This is a genomic window from Staphylococcus gallinarum (assembly GCF_000875895.1).
Taxonomy (GTDB): domain Bacteria; phylum Bacillota; class Bacilli; order Staphylococcales; family Staphylococcaceae; genus Staphylococcus; species Staphylococcus gallinarum.
Genome location: NZ_JXCF01000007.1, coordinates 219,165 through 238,974 on the forward strand (window position 1 = coordinate 219,165; position 19,810 = coordinate 238,974).

Genomic DNA, 19,810 nt, shown 5'->3' on the forward strand with positions numbered 1-19,810 from the left:
TTTATTTCAGGCTATTTGTAATATAAAATGATATCAGAACATAAAATAGTAGGTTAATAGAGGTGTTTAGGTTGTCAAAGTTCTTTAAAAATAACAAAGCGATTGTTATTTTATGTGCAATCATAGTGTTTATAGCCTTGATTGGCGTATCTTTGCGCTCTCAATCGCAATCACCTGTAGAACAATATGTAGGTGATTCGGTCTCATTTGGGCAAAGAGTAGTAAGTTATCCTGTTCAATTTGTAACAGGATCTATTGGGAATTTGTTCTCTGGCAATAGTTCCGAGGAGCAAAGTAGTAAAATTAAGAAATTGGAAGCGGAGAACGAAAGGCTTGAAGGGGAGAATAAGAAATACAAAAAGGAATTAGATATTGATGATATTTCTAAATTTGATCCTATTTCAAGCACCGTTTTATCTAGGAATCCAGATCAATGGATGAATACCTTAGTTATCAATCAAGGTTCGAAAGATGGAATAGAAAAGAACATGGCTGTATTAACTTCTGAAGGTTTAGTAGGGCGCATCTCTAAAGTAAATCAATTTTCATCTCAGGTTGATTTGATATCCACGAACACACGATCTAACCGATTGTCTGTTAATATCCAACATAAAGGTAAAAATGTATTTGGACTCATAGACAATTATGATGAAAAAACAGACGAACTTGTGATTACGGATATCGATAATAAAGATAGTGTTAAAAAAGGAGATAAAGTAGTTACAAGTGGATTAGCTGATCAGCTTCCTAGCGGTATTTACATAGGTGAAGTGGAAAAAGTTCAAAAAGACGAATATGGTTTATCTAAAGAGGTCAAAGTGAAAACTGCAGCAAATTTGACTGATTTAAATCATGTATACGTTGCTAAGAGAAATCCTTCCACAATACCAGATAATGAAAGCGGTGGTAATTAATGCGTTCACTGTATTACTTTCTAATTGGTATTGTGCTATTTTACATCGATACTGTAATCGGATTAGTAATTCCGATGCAAATTGGACAAAAGGATATTATTTTTGTTCCACATCTTACATTGATGTATATATTAATCATCTGTGTATACAGAAGTTTTAATGTTGCTATGATATTAGGTGCTGTACTCGGTTTGATTACGGATATTTATTTTGGAAGTTTCTATGGCTTGTATTTATTTGGTTATATATTACTCGTTGTGTTGATGGATTTTTTCTTTAGATCATTTTATCGAGACAAAGTCATGTTATTTATAGCTACTTGGGCTTCAATACTAGTGCTAGAAATTTATGTCGCTATCATATATGCAACTTTAGGATTGATACATTTTAATTTAGTGGATTTTGTATTATTTAGAATTTTACCAACATTATTATTAAACTTTTTATTATTATTAATTGTATTTCCATTAATTACAAAATTTTTGAGAAAAGTTCAAATCAAGATTGACAGTAAATAGTTGTGATGCTAAAATGCAGTAGTTGAGTAGTTTATAGCTACATACAACCGCTCAGATTCAGGTTCAAGTACAAGATTGTCACCTGTCTTTGGCGTGACTTAAATTATAGGAGGTGCAAAGTATGTTTGCTATTATTGAAACAGGTGGAAAACAAGTTAAAGTTGAAGAAGGTCAAGAAATCTTCGTTGAGAAATTAGAAGCAAATGAAGGAGATTCATTTACTTTTGATAAAGTCTTATTCGTAGGTGGAGACGCAGTTAAAGTTGGTGCGCCAACAGTTGAAGGTGCTACTGTTACTGCTACAGTTGAAAAACACGGTCGTGGTAAGAAAATCACTGTATTCACTTACAAACGTCGTAAAGACTCTAAACGTAAAAAAGGTCATCGTCAACCTTACACTAAATTAACAATCAACAAAATCAACGCATAATAATGATTTCAGTTGATGTTACACTGAATGATGCAGGTCAAGTTACTGACGTAGTTATGGATGGTCATGCTGATCATGGTGACTATGGTCACGATATTGTTTGTGCCGGAGCATCTGCAGTGCTATTTGGTAGTGTGAATGCTATTATGGGATTGACATCTGAGAAACCAGATATCAATTATAATGACGATGGCGGGCATTTTCATATTAGAAGTGTCGATACCAATAATGAACAAGCGCAATTAATTCTTCAAGCAATGTTAGTATCTTTACAAACAATTGAAGAGGAATATAAAGAAAACATTAGACTAAATTATAAGTGAGGTGCAACCAAATGTTAAAATTAAACTTACAATTCTTCGCATCTAAAAAAGGGGTAAGTTCTACAAAAAACGGACGTGACTCTGAATCAAAACGTTTAGGTGCTAAACGTGCTGACGGTCAATACGTTACTGGCGGTTCAATCTTATTCCGTCAACGTGGTACTAAAATCTACCCTGGTGAAAATGTAGGTCGTGGTGGCGACGATACATTATTCGCTAAAATCGACGGCGTTGTTAAATTCGAACGCAAAGGTCGCGACAAAAAACAAGTTTCTGTATACGCAGCAGCTGAGTAATTTTGTCAACGTTAACACCAGAAGTGATTACTTCTGGTGTTTATTTTTTGTCTTTATTTCTAGTTTTTTGAGATAATGCTATAATATATAAGAATTAAAAAAATAAAATGAATGAAAAAGAGGTGAAATCATGTTTGTCGATCAGGTTAAGATATCACTCAAAGCAGGTGATGGTGGTAACGGTATAACTGCATACCGTAGAGAGAAATATGTTCCGTTTGGTGGACCAGCAGGCGGTGACGGCGGTGATGGTGCTTCAATAATATTTGAGGTAGATGAAGGTTTAAGAACTTTATTAGATTTTAGATATCAAACGCATTTTAAAGCTAAACGTGGCGAAGGTGGCCAAAGTAGTAACATGCATGGTAAAAATGCTGAGCATTTAGTATTAAAGGTTCCACCTGGTACAATTGTTAAAAGTGTTGAAACTGAAGAAGTATTAGCGGATTTGGTAGAAGATGGTCAACAAGCTGTTGTGGCTAAAGGTGGCCGCGGCGGACGTGGTAATTCACGTTTCGCTTCTCCAAGAAACCCAGCACCGGACTTTAGTGAAAATGGTGAACCAGGTGAAGAGATCGAAGTAACGCTAGAGTTGAAATTATTAGCAGATGTCGGTTTAGTTGGATTTCCAAGTGTTGGTAAATCTACATTATTATCTATTGTGTCTAAAGCAAAACCGAAAATTGGTGCGTATCATTTCACAACGATTAAACCTAATTTAGGTGTAGTTTCTACAAAGGACCAAAGAAGCTTTGTATTAGCAGACTTACCAGGTTTAATTGAAGGTGCGGCTGAAGGTGTAGGCTTAGGTCATCAATTTTTAAAACACGTTGAACGTACAAAAGTAATTGTTCATATGATTGATATGAGTGGTTCAGAAGGGCGTGATCCTTTCGAAGACTACAAGGTCATTAATGACGAGCTGAAAGCATATGAACAACGTTTGGAAGATAGACCTCAAATTGTTGTGGCAAATAAAATGGATATGCCGGATGCTGAAGATAATTTACAATTGTTTAAAGAACAAGTCGATGATGACAGTGTGGAAATCATTGCAATTTCAACATTTACAAGAGAGAATATAGATCATTTATTATATGCTATCGCAGATAAACTAGAAGAAGTGAAAGATGTCGATTTCAATAAAGAAGACGAAGATTTAGGTGTTAACCGGGTATTATACAAACATACACCAAGTCAAGATAAGTTCACAATTACTAGAGATGATGATGCGGCATATGTTGTAAGTGGTAAAGCAATTGAACGTATGTTCAAGATGACTGATTTCAACAGTGATCCTGCAGTACGACGATTCGCACGTCAAATGAGGTCTATGGGAATCGATGATGCATTAAGAGCGCGTGGTTGTAAAAATGGCGATATCGTAAGAATTCTTGGTGGAGAATTTGAATTTATTGAATAGGAGTGCTTGAAATGGACGAAAAAGATTATAAAAAGTTTTATTTAATTAGGGAAGATGTGCTACCAGAATCGGTCGTGAAAACTCTTAAAATTAAAGATCTTTTAAAGAATGATCCTTCTATGTCCATTTTCGAAGCAGTTAAGAAATTCGATTTATCTAGAAGTGCTTTTTACAAATATCGAGATACTATTTTTCCAATTGATGAAAAAATGGAAGAAACGCGTGAGTTTACTTTGATATTATATGTAAATGATATTGTGGGGATGCTTGCGGGTGTATTGAATACGATTTCTCAATTGAGTTTGTCGGTGCTAACAATACACCAGAGTATTCCAATGGAAGGTAGAGCAACCATTACGCTCTCATTAGATGCAAAAGGTACAAATTTAGAAGTAGATGATGTTATTCAGGCATTGAATAAAGTTGATCAAGTTTCTAAAGTGGATTTAATTAGTATGACCATATAAGGAAGTGTAAATGTGTACGCATATATTAAAGGTATATTATCAGAATTGCACCCAACTCATGTTGTGTTAGAAACGGCGGGCATCGGTTATGAAATTCAAACACCTAATTCATATCGTTTTCAAAAATATTTAGAACAAGAAGTCATTATCCACACTTCTTTAATAGTTAGAGAAGATGCACAATTATTGTATGGATTTATGAATCAAGAAGAAAAGGATATGTTCTTAAGTCTAATCAAAGTAACAGGTATTGGACCTAAATCTGCATTGGCGATTCTTGCCAGTAGTTCTCCAAATGAGGTTAAAATTGCTATCGAAAATGAAAATGATGCATATTTAACTAAATTCCCAGGAATTGGTAAGAAAACTGCACGTCAGATTGTTTTAGACTTAAAAGGTAAAGTGCAAATTAACGATATTGATGAACGACAACAATTAGACTTAGGTGTAGAAGACGATAGTGCTTCACAAGTTATAAAGGAAGCTTTACTAGCACTTGAGGCACTTGGTTATTCTAAGCGTGAATTAACTAAAGTTGAGAAAGCTTTAAATAAAGATACATTTGAATCAGTGGATGAAGCAGTCAAACGTGGTTTACAGTTATTAGTTTCCTAGATATGAATTTATAAATTTAGAGGGGGGATAAATGTGGATGAAAGAATGGTAGATCAATCAATGCATGAAGATGAAACGTCATTTGAATATTCTTTAAGACCGACTAAACTAAGGCAGTATATAGGCCAATCAGCGATAAAGTCGAATTTAGAGGTGTTTATCAAGGCGGCAAAACTACGTCAGGAACCATTAGATCACGTATTGTTATTTGGTCCCCCTGGTTTAGGAAAAACAACTTTATCTCATATTATTGCAAATGAAATGGATGTAAATATTAGAACAGTTTCGGGACCTTCAATCGAGCGCCCTGGCGATTTAGCTGCAATATTATCAGGATTACAACCTGGCGATGTTTTATTTATTGATGAAATACATAGATTGAGCAGTGTTGTTGAAGAAGTATTATATCCTGCAATGGAGGATTTCTTTTTAGATATCGTAATCGGTAAAGGTGAAGAAGCAAGAAGCATTCGTATTGACTTACCACCATTTACATTAATTGGAGCTACAACAAGAGCAGGTAGCTTATCTGCACCCTTAAGAGATAGATTTGGCGTACATTTAAGATTAGAATATTATAAAGAAACTGAATTAAAGGAAATTATTATTCGAACTGCTGAAGTACTTGGAACTTCCATTGATGAAGAAAGTGCAATTGAATTGGCAAAGCGTAGTAGAGGTACACCGCGTGTTGCAAATAGATTGTTAAAACGAGTTCGTGATTTCCAGCAAGTGAATAATGATGAGATTATTCATATTGATACAACGAAGCATTCGCTTGAGTTATTGCAAGTTGATGATCAAGGATTAGATTATATTGACCATAAAATGATGAATTGTATTTTACAACAGTATAGTGGAGGTCCGGTTGGATTGGATACGATTGCTGTATCAATAGGTGAAGAACGAGTTACGATTGAAGATGTTTATGAGCCGTTTTTAATTCAAAAGGGCTTTATTGAAAGAACACCTAGAGGTCGTAAAGCAACGGCATATGCATATGAACATTTTGGAAAGAATGAAAAGAGGGACTAAGTTGGATATTGAAGCGTTTGATTACCATTTACCTGAGTCACTAATTGCTCAAACACCATTGAAAAATAGAGATGAGAGCAGACTTTTAGTGTTGGGTAAAGATTCTGGAGACATTGAACATAGACAATTTAAAAATGTGATTGAATACCTAAATGAAGGAGACACGTTAGTCTTAAATGACACGCGTGTAATGCCAGCAAGGTTATTTGGTTTGAAAGAAGATACTGGAGCCAAAGTTGAAATGCTTATGCTGACACAAATAGAAGGCAATGATTGGGAAGTATTATTGAAACCTGCAAAAAGAATTAAAGTAGGTAATAAGCTATCCTTTGGTGACGGGAAAATTGTTGCAGAGTGTATGGAAGAGCTTGACCAGGGTGGACGTATAATGCGATTGCATTATGAAGGTATATTGCAAGAACGTCTAGATGAACTTGGTGAAATGCCTCTACCGCCATATATCAAAGAACGTTTAGATGATCAGGAGCGTTATCAAACAGTTTATGCCAAAGAATCAGGGTCTGCAGCCGCACCAACAGCAGGATTACATTTTACAGATGACTTATTACAACAAATCAGAGATAAAGGTGTTAACATTGCCTTTGTTACACTACATGTAGGTCTTGGAACGTTTAGACCTGTTAGTGTGGATAATATAGATGATCACGAAATGCATAGTGAATATTATCAAATTAATCAAGAAACTGCAGACTTGTTGAATGCTACAAGAGCACAAGGTAAACGTATTATTTCAGTTGGAACAACGTCAACTAGAACATTGGAAACAATCATGCAGTCCAACGAATCGTTTGTTGCGCAAAGTGGTTGGACAGATATTTTTATTTATCCTGGTTTTGAATATAAGGCAATTGATGGATTAATTACTAACTTCCATTTGCCTAAATCAACGCTAGTGATGTTAGTATCTGCTTTTAGTTCACGTGATTATATTATTAATGCATATCAAAAAGCAGTTGAGTTAGAATATAGATTCTTTAGTTTTGGAGACGCAATGTTAATTATTTAAGGGAATTGAGAGGAGATTATTATGCCAGCAGTTACTTATGAACATATTAAGACTTGTAAGCAATCTGGTGCGAGATTGGGTATTGTTCACACACCGCATGGCTCTTTTGAAACACCAATGTTTATGCCAGTAGGAACAAAAGCAACGGTAAAAACAATGAGCCCTGAAGAGTTAAAGCAAATGGAAGCTAAAATCATCTTAGGAAACACATATCATTTGTGGTTACAACCAGGAAATGATATCATCAGAAAGAGTGGGGGCTTGCATCAGTTCATGAACTGGGATGGTCCGATACTGACTGATTCTGGTGGTTTCCAGGTGTTTAGTTTGAGTAATTTAAGAAATATTACTGAAAAGGGCGTTGAGTTTCGTCATCATACTAATGGTTCTAAGTTATTCTTAAGTCCAGAGAAGTCGATGGAAATTCAAAATGATTTAGGTTCAGATATTATGATGGCTTTTGATGAATGTCCACCAATGCCAGCTGAATACCAATATGTAAAGGATTCAATTGAACGAACAACAAGATGGGCTGAGAGATGTTTAAAGGCACATAAGAGACCTGAGGATCAAGCTTTATTTGGTATTATTCAAGGTGGGGAATACAAGGATTTAAGACAACAAAGTGCTGAGGAATTAGTTGCTTTGAATTTCCCTGGATATGCAATCGGTGGTTTGTCAGTTGGTGAACCGAAACCTGTTATGTATGATATGGTTGAGCATACAGAACAATTCATGCCTAAAGATAAACCGCGTTATTTAATGGGAGTAGGATCTCCGGATGCATTAATTGAATGTAGTATTCGCGGTATGGATATGTTTGATTGTGTGTTACCTACACGTATTGCACGAAATGGGACATGTATGACATCCGAAGGCCGATTAATTATCAAAAATGCTAAATACGCAGAAGATTTGCGACCACTTGATGAGAATTGCGACTGCTATACATGTAAGAATTATAGTAGAGCTTACATAAGACACTTAATCAAAGCAGAAGAAACTTTTGGTATCCGTCTTACTACTTATCATAATTTACATTTTCTGCTTAAATTAATGGAAAATATACGACAAGCTATTCGTGAAGATCGTCTTCTTGATTTTAAAGAAGAATTTTTTGAGCAGTATGGGCTTAATGTAGAGAACCCAAAAAACTTTTAAAGAGGAGCAATAAACTATGCAATTTACTTCATTGATATTACCAATTTTATTATTAGTATTAATGTGGTTCTTCTTAATCAGACCACAACAAAAGAAAGCCAAAGAGCATCGTGAAATGATTAGTCAAGTAACAACTGGTCAACACGTAACAACAATTGGCGGTATTAAAGGGACTGTACGTAGTGTAGATGAAACTACAGTAGTACTATCATTAAATAGTAATGGTACTGAAATTACTTTAGAGAAACCAGCAATTAAACAAGTGGATCCATCATAATTTGGATTATTTAGAACCGATGCCTGACATCGGTTCTTTTTTTATGATTTATAGCTAATCGTTTCGTAAGAGGGTATGGAAATAGATAAAGGTGTAAAGGGTTTGTTATATAAACGCTTACAATATGTTTTTTAATTTACAAATAGTTGAGTTGGTTTTTCCTATGGTTGTAATATGTTAAGATATATAAGGTCATACAGTTAGATTTCAAAGCTTTATAAGACTTGCAAACAAACGTTTTAATCAAGTATTCTTATAACATAAGCTAACAATGAGGTGTTTAAGTGAAAAAAGGTAGTAGAATAGTTGCATTCTTATTACTTGTAGTCCTTCTTTTTGCAGGAATGGGACTTACATATAAGAATGTAGTTAAAGATGTCAACCTTGGTTTAGACCTCCAAGGTGGTTTTGAAGTCTTATATCAAGTTAATCCTTTGCAAAAAGGTGACAAGATAGACGATAAAGCGGTAAAAGCAACCGCTAAGACACTAGAGAACCGTGTCAATGTTCTCGGGGTTTCAGAACCTAAAATACAGGTCGAAGATAAGAACAGAATTCGTGTTCAACTTGCTGGAATTAAGAATCAATCACAAGCAAGAGATATCTTATCATCACAAGCTAATTTAACGATTCGTGATGCTGACGACAATGTTAAATTAACAGGTAAAGATATTCAACAAGGTTCTGCTAAGCAAGAATTTAAACAAAATACGAACCAACCTGCAGTTACTTTCAAATTAAAAGATAGTGATAAATTTAGAAAAGTAACAGAAGAAATTTCTAAAAAAGATGAAAATGTAATGGTCGTATGGTTAGATCATCAAAAAGGAGATACGTATCATAAGGAAAAAGATAAAAAAGATCCTAAATACGTTTCTGCAGCATCAGTCGATAAACCTATCAACTCAGATAGTGTAGAAATTTCTGGTGGTTTTAACGGCGAAAAAGGTGTAGAAAAAGCAAAACAGATTTCAGAATTACTTAATGCAGGTTCTTTACCTGTTGATTTAAAAGAAATTTATTCTAATTCTGTTGGTGCCCAATTCGGCCAAGATGCACTAGATAAAACTGTACTTGCGGCATTTGTTGGTGTCGGTATTATTTATCTATTTATGTTAGGCTTCTATCGTTTGCCAGGTCTAGTAGCGGTTATCGCATTAACTGCTTATATCTATTTAACGCTTGTTGCGTTTAACTTTATTTCTGGTGTGTTAACACTACCAGGTTTAGCCGCACTAGTATTAGGTGTAGGTATGGCAGTCGATGCTAATATCATTATGTATGAACGGATAAAAGATGAGTTGAAGATAGGAAGGACGCTTAAACAGGCTTATAAACGAGCGAATAAAAGCTCATTCCTTACAATTGTCGATGCTCAGCTAACGACAGTAATTGCAGCGGCAGTGTTATTCTTCTTTGGTGAAAGTTCAGTTAAAGGTTTCGCAACAATGTTGCTATTAGGTATACTAATGATCTTTGTAACAGCTGTGTTCCTTTCTAGAGCACTCTTATCATTATTAGTATCATCTAACTTCTTTAAGAAATCTTATTGGTTATTTGGTGTTAAAAGGAAAGAAAGATATGATATTAACGACAGTAAAGATGTCCATGATTTAAAAACACCTTATGAAAAAATAGACTTTGTTAAATTAGCCAAACCATTAATATCTTTAAGTATATTAATATTAATTGTTGGGGCAATCATTCTATTTATCTTCCGATTAAATCTAGGAATTGATTTCACAAGTGGTACACGTGTTGACTTTGAATCTGATCATAAAGTATCAGACACGAAAATTGAAAAGACACTGGCAGCTAAGGATTTCAAACCTGATCAAGTTTCATTGGGAGAAAATGGTAAAAATGCTACTGTCCAATATAAGAAAGACTTATCTAAGGAAGATGTTTCAAAAATTAAAAACATCATACACAGTAACTATGGTCATGACCCAACTGTAAATACGGTTTCACCGGTTATCGGTCAAGAGTTGGCTAAAAATGCAATGTTAGCATTGCTATACGCTTCTATTGGTATAATTATTTATATTTCATTCCGATTTGAATGGAGAATGGGACTATCTTCAATCTTAGCATTGTTACATGATGCGTTTATGATAGTCGCAGTATTTAGTTTATTCCGTCTCGAAGTTGATATCACATTCATTGCTGCAGTGTTGACAATCGTTGGTTATTCTATAAACGACACTATTGTTACGTTTGACAGGGTACGTGAGAACTTACACAAAATAAAAGTAATCACAAAAACATCGCAGATTGATGATATTGTAAATAGATCGATTAGACAGACGATGACTCGCTCAATCAACACTGTATTAACAGTAGTTATTGTAGTGGTTGCATTATTATTATTTGGAGCACCAAGCATCTTCAACTTCTCATTAGCGTTACTTGTTGGTTTGATTATGGGTGTATTCTCATCTGTATTTATTGCAGTACCGTTATGGGGCATTATGAAGAAACGACAACTTAAGAAAACAGATAATCATAAATTAGTTGTATATAAAGAAAAGAAATCTAATGATGAAAAAATCTTAGTATAAAAGAATAAGTCAAAGTTTTTGAATATAGATTTTTAAGCTTGAAATGAAGAATCTTATTTGAATACGATATACTCCCTTCATAGTTGACACTTACAAATGTTGACTATGAAGGGAGTTTTTTTATCACTAAGTGAAATTGTATGTTACATAAAATGCAGTCGTTGAATTTTACCTAATATTAATATGTGAAATCAGAACTTTTACGAAGTGTGTAAATAAAGTGCATATCTCAATAATGTCATTCAATGGTCTATTGTTGAGCTGGTATTTCTATAGTTTGTCTTCAAAATGAAGTTCTATAAATATAATAAGTGTTAAAAACTGTTAAATATATTAACAAGTGAATTATCTAAGATTTATCTCTTATGGGCTTTTCTTTAATGATTTTATAATTGACAAGCTTCATTAAATGTAAGTACTTTTTATTTTGTTATTTCTTTTGTATAATTGCTTGTGGAAATGAGGGATAATCTTATGATTAAATCGAAGTATGCTTGGGATATTAAACATCCCGAATCAAAGATTACGGATGATATAGCATCAAAATATAAACTAACTCCAATTGTAAAAAAGATATTAGAAAGTAAAGGCCTTACAGATGCTAATACGATAGAATCACTTTTAAGTGATGATGGTGTGCTACATAATCCGATGGCAATGAGTGATATGCAAAAAGCAGTTGAACGTATCAATTTAGCTATCGATCAAAATCAAAAAATACTTGTATATGGGGACTATGATGCGGACGGTGTAACATCGACGACCATTTTAGTTACGGCATTAAGAGAGTTAGGTGCCCATGTAGGTTGGTATATACCTAATCGCTTTACAGAAGGTTACGGTCCTAATGAGATGGCCTTTAAAAATGCATACGACGAAGGTGTATCATTAATTATTACTGTAGATAATGGTATCCAAGGACATAAAGAAATTGAAATGATACAGGAATTAGGTGTTGATGTGATTGTAACAGATCACCATGAAATAGGTGAAACACTACCTAACGCTTTTGCAATTGTACATCCAATGCATCCTGATTTTGACTATCCATTTAAGTATTTATGTGGCGCGGGTGTAGCGTATAAATTAACTCAATCATTACTTGAACAACCTCCAGTGTCATTTTTAGGATTAGTGGCAATTGGTACAATCGCAGATTTAGTTTCATTAACCGATGAAAATAGAACTCTAGTTAAACAAGGTTTAAATGTATTAAATGATCATTGTCCACCTGCTATTAAGGCGCTTTTAAAGCAAGCTGACTATAACGATGAAATTAATGAAGAAACGATTGGATTTATTATTGGGCCTAGGTTGAATGCTGTAGGAAGATTGGAAGATGCAACTTTAGCTGCAGAATTATTAATGTGTGATAATGAAGAAGAAGCTGAATTTTATGCTGATCAGGTTGAATTTTTCAATCAAGAGCGAAAGGATATCGTAGCGCAAATTACAGAAGAAGCATTACAGGTTGCCGAAGAACAAGTGCAAAATGGCAATAAATTCTTAGTATTAGCACAAGCTGATTGGCATGAAGGTGTACTAGGTATTGTTGCTTCAAAAATAGTGGAAACCTATGCATTGCCAACTTTAATTCTAAATATTGATGAGGCACAACAACATGCTAAAGGATCTGCAAGAAGTATTGAACAAGTATCAATGTTTGAAATTTTGACTGAGCATGCATCGTTAATTGATAAATTTGGTGGACACCATATGGCTGCTGGAATGACGTTAGCAATCGAGAATGTAGAACCATTACGTCAAGCTCTTAATGCCTCTATGGCAGAAATTGAGCAAACGACATCATTAGAGCCACGAAAGCATGTAGATACAACTATTGAGGAATCTGAAATTACATTGAAAAACATTCAAGATATACAAAGGTTGAGACCGTTTGGTTCGGATTTTACCAGTCCGTGTTTTGAATTAGAAGATGTAATAGTGCAACAAGCAAAAGCGATTGGGCAAGATAAGAAACATTTGAAATTGACAATGGGTGAAGAGAAATTACAAGCTATATTTTGGCAAAATGGCCATTTAGTTCAAGAGCTTGGTGACGGGCAACCAATTAATGTGATTGGAACATTGCAAATTAATGAATGGAATGGCTTTCAATCACCACAATTTATGATTCAAGATTTGGCTAATAATAGTTTGCAAATTTTAGATTATAGAAGTAAAAGCAAAGTGAATCAATTTCAAGGTGATGAAGCAGATATTGCATATTTAGTCCATCAATCAAGTGACAAAGTTGCTGACAACTATTATGTTTATGGTGAAACGATAGAACAAGATTATAATAAATATGTCTTAAGAGATTTGCCGAAATCAATAAATCATTTAAAAAATACACTAAAAAGTATCAATGTTTCACAAATTTATCTTGTGTTAAATCATGAGCGTTCGGTATACTTTGAAGGTATGCCTAAAATGGAAACTTTTAAAAATTGCTTCAAAGCAATTGCATCGAAAGGGCAAATTAATTTAGCAAAAGATGGCATGCATCTATGTCAGTTTCTAAATGTTGAGCCAACAATGCTCAAGTTTATCTTGAAAGTTTTTATGGACTTGGACTTTATAAAAGATGAAAATGGTATAATATCTATGAATCAAACTTCAACTAAAAGGGAAATTGAATCAAGTAAATATTATCAAGGTAGACTCGATAGAATAGCAGTTGAAAAACTCATGCTTTATGAAGATTTTAGTAATCTTAAACAGTGGATTAAGGCAGAATTGAAAGATAATTAGGAGGAACTATGTATGGATTTAAAACAATATGTCTCTGAGGTTAAGGATTGGCCAAAACCAGGTGTAGACTTTAAAGATATTACAACGATTATGGATAATGGTGAGGCATATGGTTATGCTACCGATCAAATCGTAAACTATGCGAAAGAACGCAATGTTGATGTGGTAGTCGGTCCAGAAGCTCGTGGATTTATTATTGGATGTCCAGTAGCATATTCGATGGGGATTGGATTTGCTCCTGTACGTAAAGAAGGCAAATTACCAAGAGAAGTTATACGTTATGAATACGATTTAGAATATGGTTCGAATATTTTAACGATGCATAAAGATGCGATTAAACCAGGACAGCGTGTCTTAATAACAGATGATTTATTGGCAACTGGCGGCACAATTGAAGCAGCGATTAAACTTGTTGAACAATTAGGTGGTATCGTAGTAGGTATTGCATTTATCATCGAATTAAAATATTTAAATGGTATTGAAAAAATTAAGGATTACGATGTAATGAGCTTAATTTCATACGAAGACTAAATCATTTAAATAAAAGTCAGATGAAGACATTTAAGTATGTAAGTGTAGTCATTTGGCTTTTATTTTATAGCATTAAAACCTAAGTCATTTATTAGAATTTGACAGAATTTTTTGTGTTCTTGTTACACAGTAATTGTAATCGAGTTAAATTTTTAATACATTTTATTATTAGTAGTGGGAACTCATTTATTTATTTTAAAACATGTAGTATCATATAACTATTATTCGAATTTTGTATAAAATGAGTTAAAATACGATTGAATTAAACAGTTGCTATTAATAGCTCACAATGATAAATAAATTGACGTTAATTTAAAAAATAATCAAACGTGTGGGGGTGTCTAATGTGAATAATGAATATCCATATAGTGCTGACGAGGTATTATCCAAAGCAAAATCATATCTTTCAAAGGAAGACTATCAGTATGTATTAAAGAGTTATCATCTTGCTTATGAAGCACATGAAGGTCAATTTCGTAAAAATGGACTACCCTATATTATGCATCCTATTCAAGTGGCTGGTATCTTAACAGAAATGCATTTAGACGGACCTACGATTGTTGCAGGTTTTTTACATGACGTAATTGAAGATACGCCATATACATTTGATGATGTAAAAGGTATGTTTAATGAGGAAATTGCGGTTATCGTTGAGGGTGTAACCAAGTTAAAAAAAGTAAAATATCGTTCAAAAGAAGAACAACAGGCTGAAAACCATAGAAAACTGTTTATCGCTATTGCAAAAGATGTTCGTGTTATTTTAGTAAAATTAGCCGACAGATTACATAATATGAGAACACTTAAGGCAATGAAAAGAGAAAAACAAATCAGAATTTCTAAAGAAACTTTAGAAATTTATGCACCTTTAGCGCATCGTTTAGGTATCAATACGATTAAATGGGAATTAGAAGATACATCTTTAAGATATATTGATAGTGTGCAATATTTTAGAATCGTTAACCTCATGAAAAAGAAACGTAGTGAGCGTGAAGAATACATTCAAAATGCCATTGAAAACATTCAACAAGATATGTCATCTATGAATATACAAGGTGATATCAGTGGTAGACCAAAGCATATTTATAGCATATATCGAAAAATGGTTAAACAGAAAAAGCAATTTGATCAAATCTTTGATTTATTGGCAATAAGAGTGATTGTTAATTCTATCAATGATTGTTATGCCATTTTAGGTTTAGTACATACATTATGGAAACCCATGCCAGGCAGATTCAAGGATTATATTGCCATGCCAAAACAAAATATGTATCAATCATTACATACGACGGTAGTTGGTCCAAATGGAGACCCATTAGAAATTCAAATTCGTACATTTGAAATGCATGAAATTGCAGAACACGGGGTTGCAGCACATTGGGCTTATAAAGAAGGTAAAAAGGTTAATGAAAAGACACAAAGCTTTAATAAAAAATTAAATTGGTTAAAGGAATTAGCCGAGACTGATAATACAACTTCTGATGCTGAAGAGTTTATGGAAACGTTGAAATTTGATTTGCAAAGCGATAAAGTTTATGCCTTTACGCCTGAAAGTGATGTTATTGAGTTGCCATATGGTGCGGTGCCAATTGATTTTGCTTATGCAATTCATAGTGAAGTTGGAAACAAGATGATAGGTGCGAAAGTTAACGGAAAAATTGAACCAATTGATTATGTCTTACAAACCGGTGATATTGTTGAAATACGTACGAGTAAACATTCATATGGTCCAAGTCGTGACTGGTTGAAGATTGTTAAGTCATCTAGTGCCAAAAGTAAAATTCGAAGCTTCTTTAAAAAACAAGACCGTTCATCAAATATTGAAAAAGGTAAATTTATGATTGAGGCTGAAATCAAAGATCATGGATTTAGAGTAGATGATGTGTTGACTGATGACAATATCGAAATTGTTAATGATAAATATAACTTTGCTAATGAAGAGGACTTATTTGCAGCCGTAGGATTCGGAGGCGTAACTGCATTGCAAATTGTCAACAAATTGACAGAAAAGCAAAGAATATTAGAAAAGCAAAAAGCTTTAAATGAAGCACAAGAAATCACAAAGTCAGTTCCAATAAAGGATGATATAACTACTGATAGTGGTGTATATGTTGAAGGTATCGAAAATGTCTTGATCAAACTGTCAAAATGTTGTAATCCAATACCTGGAGATGATATTGTAGGTTATATCACTAAAGGACACGGTATCAAAGTACATAGAACAGATTGCCCGAATATAAAAAATGAACATGATCGTCTTATTCATGTTGAATGGGTACGTTCAAAGGATTCTACACAAAGATATCAAGTAGATTTAGAAGTTTCTGCATATGATCGCAACGGGCTTTTAAACGAAGTATTACAAGCTGTAAATTCAACGCAGAGTAATTTAGTTAAAGTTTCCGGACGTTCAGATGTAGATAAAAATGCCGTAATTAATATTAGTGTTATGGTTAAAAATGTGAACGAAGTATATCAAGTAGTTGAAAAAATAAAACAACTTGGTGATGTTTACACGGTTACAAGAGTTTGGAATTAGAGGTGCAACATACATGAAAATAGTGGTTCAAAGAGTAAAAGAAGCTTCAGTTTCTAATGGAACAATAGATAATCAGATTAAACAAGGTTATTGTTTATTAGTTGGTATTGGTAGCGAATCCACAGAAGCGGATATTGAAGCATTAGCTAAAAAAATCGTTAATGCAAGACTGTTTGAAGATGAGCAAGGTAAGCTGAATCTCAATATTCAGCAAATAGAAGGTGAGATCTTATCTATTTCTCAATTTACATTATATGCAGATGTGAGAAAGGGAAATAGACCAGGATTCTCACGTTCTATGCCACCAGAACAAGCAAATGAATTTTATGAAAAGTTTAATGACGCATTGCGTTCTTATGGAGTCAATGTATTGACGGGAGAATTTGGTACAGACATGCTCGTTAATATTGCCAATGATGGCCCTGTAACAATTATATATGAAAGTCAGGATGGCAAAATCATATGAAAAAATTCAATACTTGGTTAGAAAATAATAATCTCAGAAACATTCCCACACTAATTGTCGTAGTAGCATTTATTATCTTTATTTTTATGATCATTTCTTTCTTAAATCATAATAGTGAAGATGGCAGTACAATTTATGTTACAGAAGATGCGGAATTAAGAACTGGACCGAGCGCAATTTATCCAGTGATTGATCCAATTTACAAAGGACAAAACTTCCATAAAATTAATAAGTCAGGTAAGTGGATTCAGGTAGAATCCAGTAATGGTAAAGAGAAAGGTTGGGTAGCAGGTTGGCATACGAATTTAGATATTCAAGCAGATGCCAATCCGAATGCTAAACCTTTAAAAGATAAAACAATAGTACTTGACCCTGGTCACGGCGGTAGTGATCAGGGAGCTTCAAGTAATACAAAAAAGCATAGTAAGGAAAAAGTGTATACTTTAAAAACTGCAAAGGAATTAAAGGCCTTGTTAGAAAAGGAAGGCGCAGTAGTAAATATGACACGTGAATCCGATGTTTATGTAAGTCTTGACGATAGAAATATTAAAGGTGACGCATATATAAGCATACATAATGATTCTTTAAAATCATCAAAGGCTAATGGTAGTACCGTATATTGGTACAAAGATAACCAAGAAGCTTTAGCAGAAACAATCAGTGCAAGCTTGCAGAAGAGAGCTTTATTAACTAATAAAGGTGCAAGACAAGAGAATTTCCAAGTATTGAGACAAACCAATGTACCTGCCGTATTACTAGAATTAGGCTATATCAGCAACCCAACAGACGAAGATATGATTCAAGATCAACTTCATCGTCATATTGTGGAAAAAGCAGTCGTAGATGGACTGAAATCTTATTTCTCTCAATAAAAAAGGTTGCATATTGATAATAAAGTCGTTATTATTGAATATGAATTCTATATTAAAACCGTTATGATTCTTGAAATTACTAAATGAAAGAGGTAGCATTTTAACAAATGTGTAGAGACATAATTCGTGGCTGAAAGATTATGCTGAGTAACTTAGTAATATAACACAAGAAGAGGTGCTTTATTTTATAAAGTCGTGTAACGAACGTTATTTCGTTTTAAAGTGGGTCATAAGAAATTTATGGCCAATTAGGGTGGCAACACGGAGAACATCGTCCCTTGTATGACTATAATGTCATGCAAGGGACTTTTTTATTGTTAAAAAGGAGAGATTCTATGATAAATATACCTAGAGGTACTCAAGATATACTGCCAGAAGAAACAAAAAAATGGCGTTACATTGAAACTAAATTGGATGAATTGATGGAATTTTACAATTATCAAGAAATTAGAACACCAATTTTTGAAAGTACAGAATTATTTGCACGCGGTGTCGGTGGTTCTACAGATGTCGTTCAAAAGGAAATGTATACCTTTATTGATAAAGGTGATAGAAGTATGACACTTAGACCAGAAGGTACTGCCGCCGTGGTACGTTCATACATTGAAAATAAAATGCAAGGATTGCCAAACCAACCTGTAAAGTTATATTACAATGGGCCAATGTTCCGTTATGAAAGAAAGCAAAAGGGACGTTATCGCCAATTCACACAATTCGGGGTTGAAGCAATTGGTGCTGAAAATCCTGCAATGGATGCTGAAGTGTTGGCAATGGTGATGCACATTTATGAATCATTTGGTTTAAAACATTTAAAATTAGTCATCAATAGTATTGGTGATATCGATTCACGTAAAGAATACAATGAAGCTTTAGTTAAACACTTTGAGCCAGTCATCGACACTTTCTGTAGTGATTGTCAATCTAGATTGCATACAAATCCTATGAGAATTTTGGATTGTAAGGTAGATAGAGATAAAGAAGCGGTCAAATCAGCGCCAAGAATTACTGAATATTTAAATGAAACATCAAAAAATTACTTTGCTGAAGTGAAACAACATTTAGATGACTTAGAAATTCCTTACGTTGAAGATCCAAATCTTGTTAGAGGTCTTGATTATTATACGCACACAGCATTTGAGTTAATGATAGATAATCCAAATTTTGACGGAGCAATAACTACGTTATGTGGTGGTGGACGTTATAATGGATTGCTTGAATTGTTAGATGGTCCGAATCAAACTGGCATTGGATTTGCCTTGAGTATTGAGCGTTTATTAATGGCACTTGAAGAAGAAGGCATTGAATTAGACGTAGACAAAGACTTTGATTTGTTTATTGTAACTATGGGTGAACAAGCTGATCGATATGCGGTTAAATTATTAAATGATTTACGTAAGCAAGGTGTCCGTGCTGATAAAGATTATTTAAGTAGAAAAATTAAAGGTCAAATGAAACAAGCGGATCGTTTGAATGCAAATTATACTATTGTGGTTGGAGACCAAGAATTAGAAAACGACAAAATTAATGTAAAGAATATGCAAACAGGTGAATCTGAAGAAATTACATTATCTGAAATTGTTAATTATTTCAAAAAATAAGGAGAA

19 protein-coding genes and 1 other annotated feature are annotated in these 19,810 nt (G+C 33.8%); all 19 genes read left to right on the top strand.

Translation table 11 applies throughout. The annotated features are described in order from the left end of the window. Positions 1-71 precede the first annotated feature (71 nt). Positions 72-914 carry a rod shape-determining protein MreC gene (mreC, locus tag SH09_RS04820; RefSeq protein ID WP_042738492.1) on the top strand — a complete coding sequence of 281 codons (843 nt, stop codon included), beginning with the start codon at positions 72-74 and terminating at the stop codon, positions 912-914. Next, a complete protein-coding gene (mreD, locus tag SH09_RS04825; RefSeq protein WP_042738493.1) occupies positions 914-1,432 on the top strand; it encodes a rod shape-determining protein MreD in 519 nt (172 codons plus the stop codon). The genes mreC and mreD overlap by 1 nt, the downstream gene beginning before the upstream one ends. Positions 1,433-1,467: 35 nt before the next feature. Then, positions 1,468-1,541, top strand: a sequence feature (ribosomal protein L21 leader region). Positions 1,542-1,553: 12 nt separating this feature from the next. Next, positions 1,554-1,862: a 50S ribosomal protein L21 gene (rplU, locus tag SH09_RS04830; RefSeq protein ID WP_042738494.1), complete on the top strand. Its 309-nt coding sequence runs from the start codon at positions 1,554-1,556 to the stop codon at positions 1,860-1,862. 2 nt (positions 1,863-1,864) lie between these two features. After that, positions 1,865-2,185: a ribosomal-processing cysteine protease Prp gene (locus SH09_RS04835; RefSeq protein ID WP_042738495.1), complete on the top strand. Its 321-nt coding sequence runs from the start codon at positions 1,865-1,867 to the stop codon at positions 2,183-2,185. An 11-nt stretch (positions 2,186-2,196) separates the two neighbouring features. Continuing rightward, positions 2,197-2,481 carry a 50S ribosomal protein L27 gene (rpmA, locus tag SH09_RS04840; protein ID WP_042738496.1) on the top strand — a complete coding sequence of 95 codons (285 nt, stop codon included), beginning with the start codon at positions 2,197-2,199 and terminating at the stop codon, positions 2,479-2,481. A 130-nt stretch (positions 2,482-2,611) separates the two neighbouring features. Beyond that, on the top strand, positions 2,612-3,904 hold the full coding sequence (obgE, locus tag SH09_RS04845; protein WP_042738497.1) for a GTPase ObgE: 1,293 nt from the start codon (positions 2,612-2,614) through the stop codon (positions 3,902-3,904). Positions 3,905-3,915: 11 nt separating this feature from the next. Then, the gene (locus SH09_RS04850) at positions 3,916-4,371 is read left to right on the top strand and encodes an ACT domain-containing protein (protein ID WP_042738498.1); all 456 of its coding nucleotides are present in this window, start codon (positions 3,916-3,918) and stop codon (positions 4,369-4,371) included. Between the two features lie 12 nt (positions 4,372-4,383). Further along, on the top strand, positions 4,384-4,986 hold the full coding sequence (gene ruvA, locus SH09_RS04855; RefSeq protein ID WP_042738499.1) for a Holliday junction branch migration protein RuvA: 603 nt from the start codon (positions 4,384-4,386) through the stop codon (positions 4,984-4,986). Between the two features lie 33 nt (positions 4,987-5,019). Beyond that, positions 5,020-6,021, top strand: coding sequence for a Holliday junction branch migration DNA helicase RuvB (gene ruvB, locus SH09_RS04860; RefSeq protein ID WP_042738500.1), 1,002 nt, complete (start codon positions 5,020-5,022; stop codon positions 6,019-6,021). A 1-nt stretch (position 6,022) separates the two neighbouring features. Beyond that, positions 6,023-7,048 carry a tRNA preQ1(34) S-adenosylmethionine ribosyltransferase-isomerase QueA gene (queA, locus tag SH09_RS04865; RefSeq protein ID WP_042738501.1) on the top strand — a complete coding sequence of 342 codons (1,026 nt, stop codon included), beginning with the start codon at positions 6,023-6,025 and terminating at the stop codon, positions 7,046-7,048. A 21-nt stretch (positions 7,049-7,069) separates the two neighbouring features. Continuing rightward, positions 7,070-8,209: a tRNA guanosine(34) transglycosylase Tgt gene (gene tgt, locus SH09_RS04870; RefSeq protein ID WP_042738502.1), complete on the top strand. Its 1,140-nt coding sequence runs from the start codon at positions 7,070-7,072 to the stop codon at positions 8,207-8,209. Positions 8,210-8,225: 16 nt separating this feature from the next. After that, complete coding sequence (gene yajC, locus SH09_RS04875; protein WP_042738503.1) at positions 8,226-8,486, top strand: preprotein translocase subunit YajC; 261 nt, start codon at positions 8,226-8,228, stop codon at positions 8,484-8,486. Positions 8,487-8,770: 284 nt separating this feature from the next. Continuing rightward, the gene (gene secDF / locus SH09_RS04880; RefSeq protein WP_042738504.1) at positions 8,771-11,047 is read left to right on the top strand and encodes a protein translocase subunit SecDF; all 2,277 of its coding nucleotides are present in this window, start codon (positions 8,771-8,773) and stop codon (positions 11,045-11,047) included. 474 nt (positions 11,048-11,521) lie between these two features. Further along, positions 11,522-13,801 (top strand): single-stranded-DNA-specific exonuclease RecJ, encoded by a 2,280-nt coding sequence (recJ, locus tag SH09_RS04885; protein ID WP_042738505.1) that lies wholly within the window; start codon positions 11,522-11,524, stop codon positions 13,799-13,801. Between the two features lie 12 nt (positions 13,802-13,813). Continuing rightward, positions 13,814-14,332 (top strand): adenine phosphoribosyltransferase, encoded by a 519-nt coding sequence (locus SH09_RS04890; protein WP_042738506.1) that lies wholly within the window; start codon positions 13,814-13,816, stop codon positions 14,330-14,332. A gap of 346 nt (positions 14,333-14,678) precedes the next feature. After that, positions 14,679-16,868, top strand: a complete 2,190-nt coding sequence (locus tag SH09_RS04895) for a RelA/SpoT family protein (RefSeq protein WP_042738507.1) — start codon at positions 14,679-14,681, stop codon at positions 16,866-16,868. A gap of 13 nt (positions 16,869-16,881) precedes the next feature. Beyond that, positions 16,882-17,334 carry a D-aminoacyl-tRNA deacylase gene (gene dtd, locus SH09_RS04900; RefSeq protein WP_042738508.1) on the top strand — a complete coding sequence of 151 codons (453 nt, stop codon included), beginning with the start codon at positions 16,882-16,884 and terminating at the stop codon, positions 17,332-17,334. After that, complete coding sequence (locus tag SH09_RS04905) at positions 17,331-18,206, top strand: N-acetylmuramoyl-L-alanine amidase (protein ID WP_042738509.1); 876 nt, start codon at positions 17,331-17,333, stop codon at positions 18,204-18,206. The genes dtd and SH09_RS04905 overlap by 4 nt, the downstream gene beginning before the upstream one ends. Before the next feature lie 335 nt (positions 18,207-18,541). Further along, positions 18,542-19,804 carry a histidine--tRNA ligase gene (gene hisS, locus SH09_RS04910; protein WP_042738510.1) on the top strand — a complete coding sequence of 421 codons (1,263 nt, stop codon included), beginning with the start codon at positions 18,542-18,544 and terminating at the stop codon, positions 19,802-19,804. Positions 19,805-19,810 lie beyond the last annotated feature (6 nt).

What these genes read in the sequence shown, in the direction of transcription:
- SH09_RS04905 (WP_042738509.1), top strand. Translation starts at nt 17,331, where the DNA reads ATGAAAAAATTCAATACTTGGTTAGAAAATAATAATCTCAGAAACATT.
- tgt (WP_042738502.1), top strand. Translation starts at nt 7,070, where the DNA reads ATGCCAGCAGTTACTTATGAACATATTAAGACTTGTAAGCAATCTGGT.
- recJ (WP_042738505.1), top strand. Translation starts at nt 11,522, where the DNA reads ATGATTAAATCGAAGTATGCTTGGGATATTAAACATCCCGAATCAAAG.
- SH09_RS04835 (WP_042738495.1), top strand. Translation starts at nt 1,865, where the DNA reads ATGATTTCAGTTGATGTTACACTGAATGATGCAGGTCAAGTTACTGAC.
- mreD (WP_042738493.1), top strand. Translation starts at nt 914, where the DNA reads ATGCGTTCACTGTATTACTTTCTAATTGGTATTGTGCTATTTTACATC.
- SH09_RS04890 (WP_042738506.1), top strand. Translation starts at nt 13,814, where the DNA reads ATGGATTTAAAACAATATGTCTCTGAGGTTAAGGATTGGCCAAAACCA.
- hisS (WP_042738510.1), top strand. Translation starts at nt 18,542, where the DNA reads ATGATAAATATACCTAGAGGTACTCAAGATATACTGCCAGAAGAAACA.
- yajC (WP_042738503.1), top strand. Translation starts at nt 8,226, where the DNA reads ATGCAATTTACTTCATTGATATTACCAATTTTATTATTAGTATTAATG.
- SH09_RS04850 (WP_042738498.1), top strand. Translation starts at nt 3,916, where the DNA reads ATGGACGAAAAAGATTATAAAAAGTTTTATTTAATTAGGGAAGATGTG.
- rpmA (WP_042738496.1), top strand. Translation starts at nt 2,197, where the DNA reads ATGTTAAAATTAAACTTACAATTCTTCGCATCTAAAAAAGGGGTAAGT.
- obgE (WP_042738497.1), top strand. Translation starts at nt 2,612, where the DNA reads ATGTTTGTCGATCAGGTTAAGATATCACTCAAAGCAGGTGATGGTGGT.
- rplU (WP_042738494.1), top strand. Translation starts at nt 1,554, where the DNA reads ATGTTTGCTATTATTGAAACAGGTGGAAAACAAGTTAAAGTTGAAGAA.
- dtd (WP_042738508.1), top strand. Translation starts at nt 16,882, where the DNA reads ATGAAAATAGTGGTTCAAAGAGTAAAAGAAGCTTCAGTTTCTAATGGA.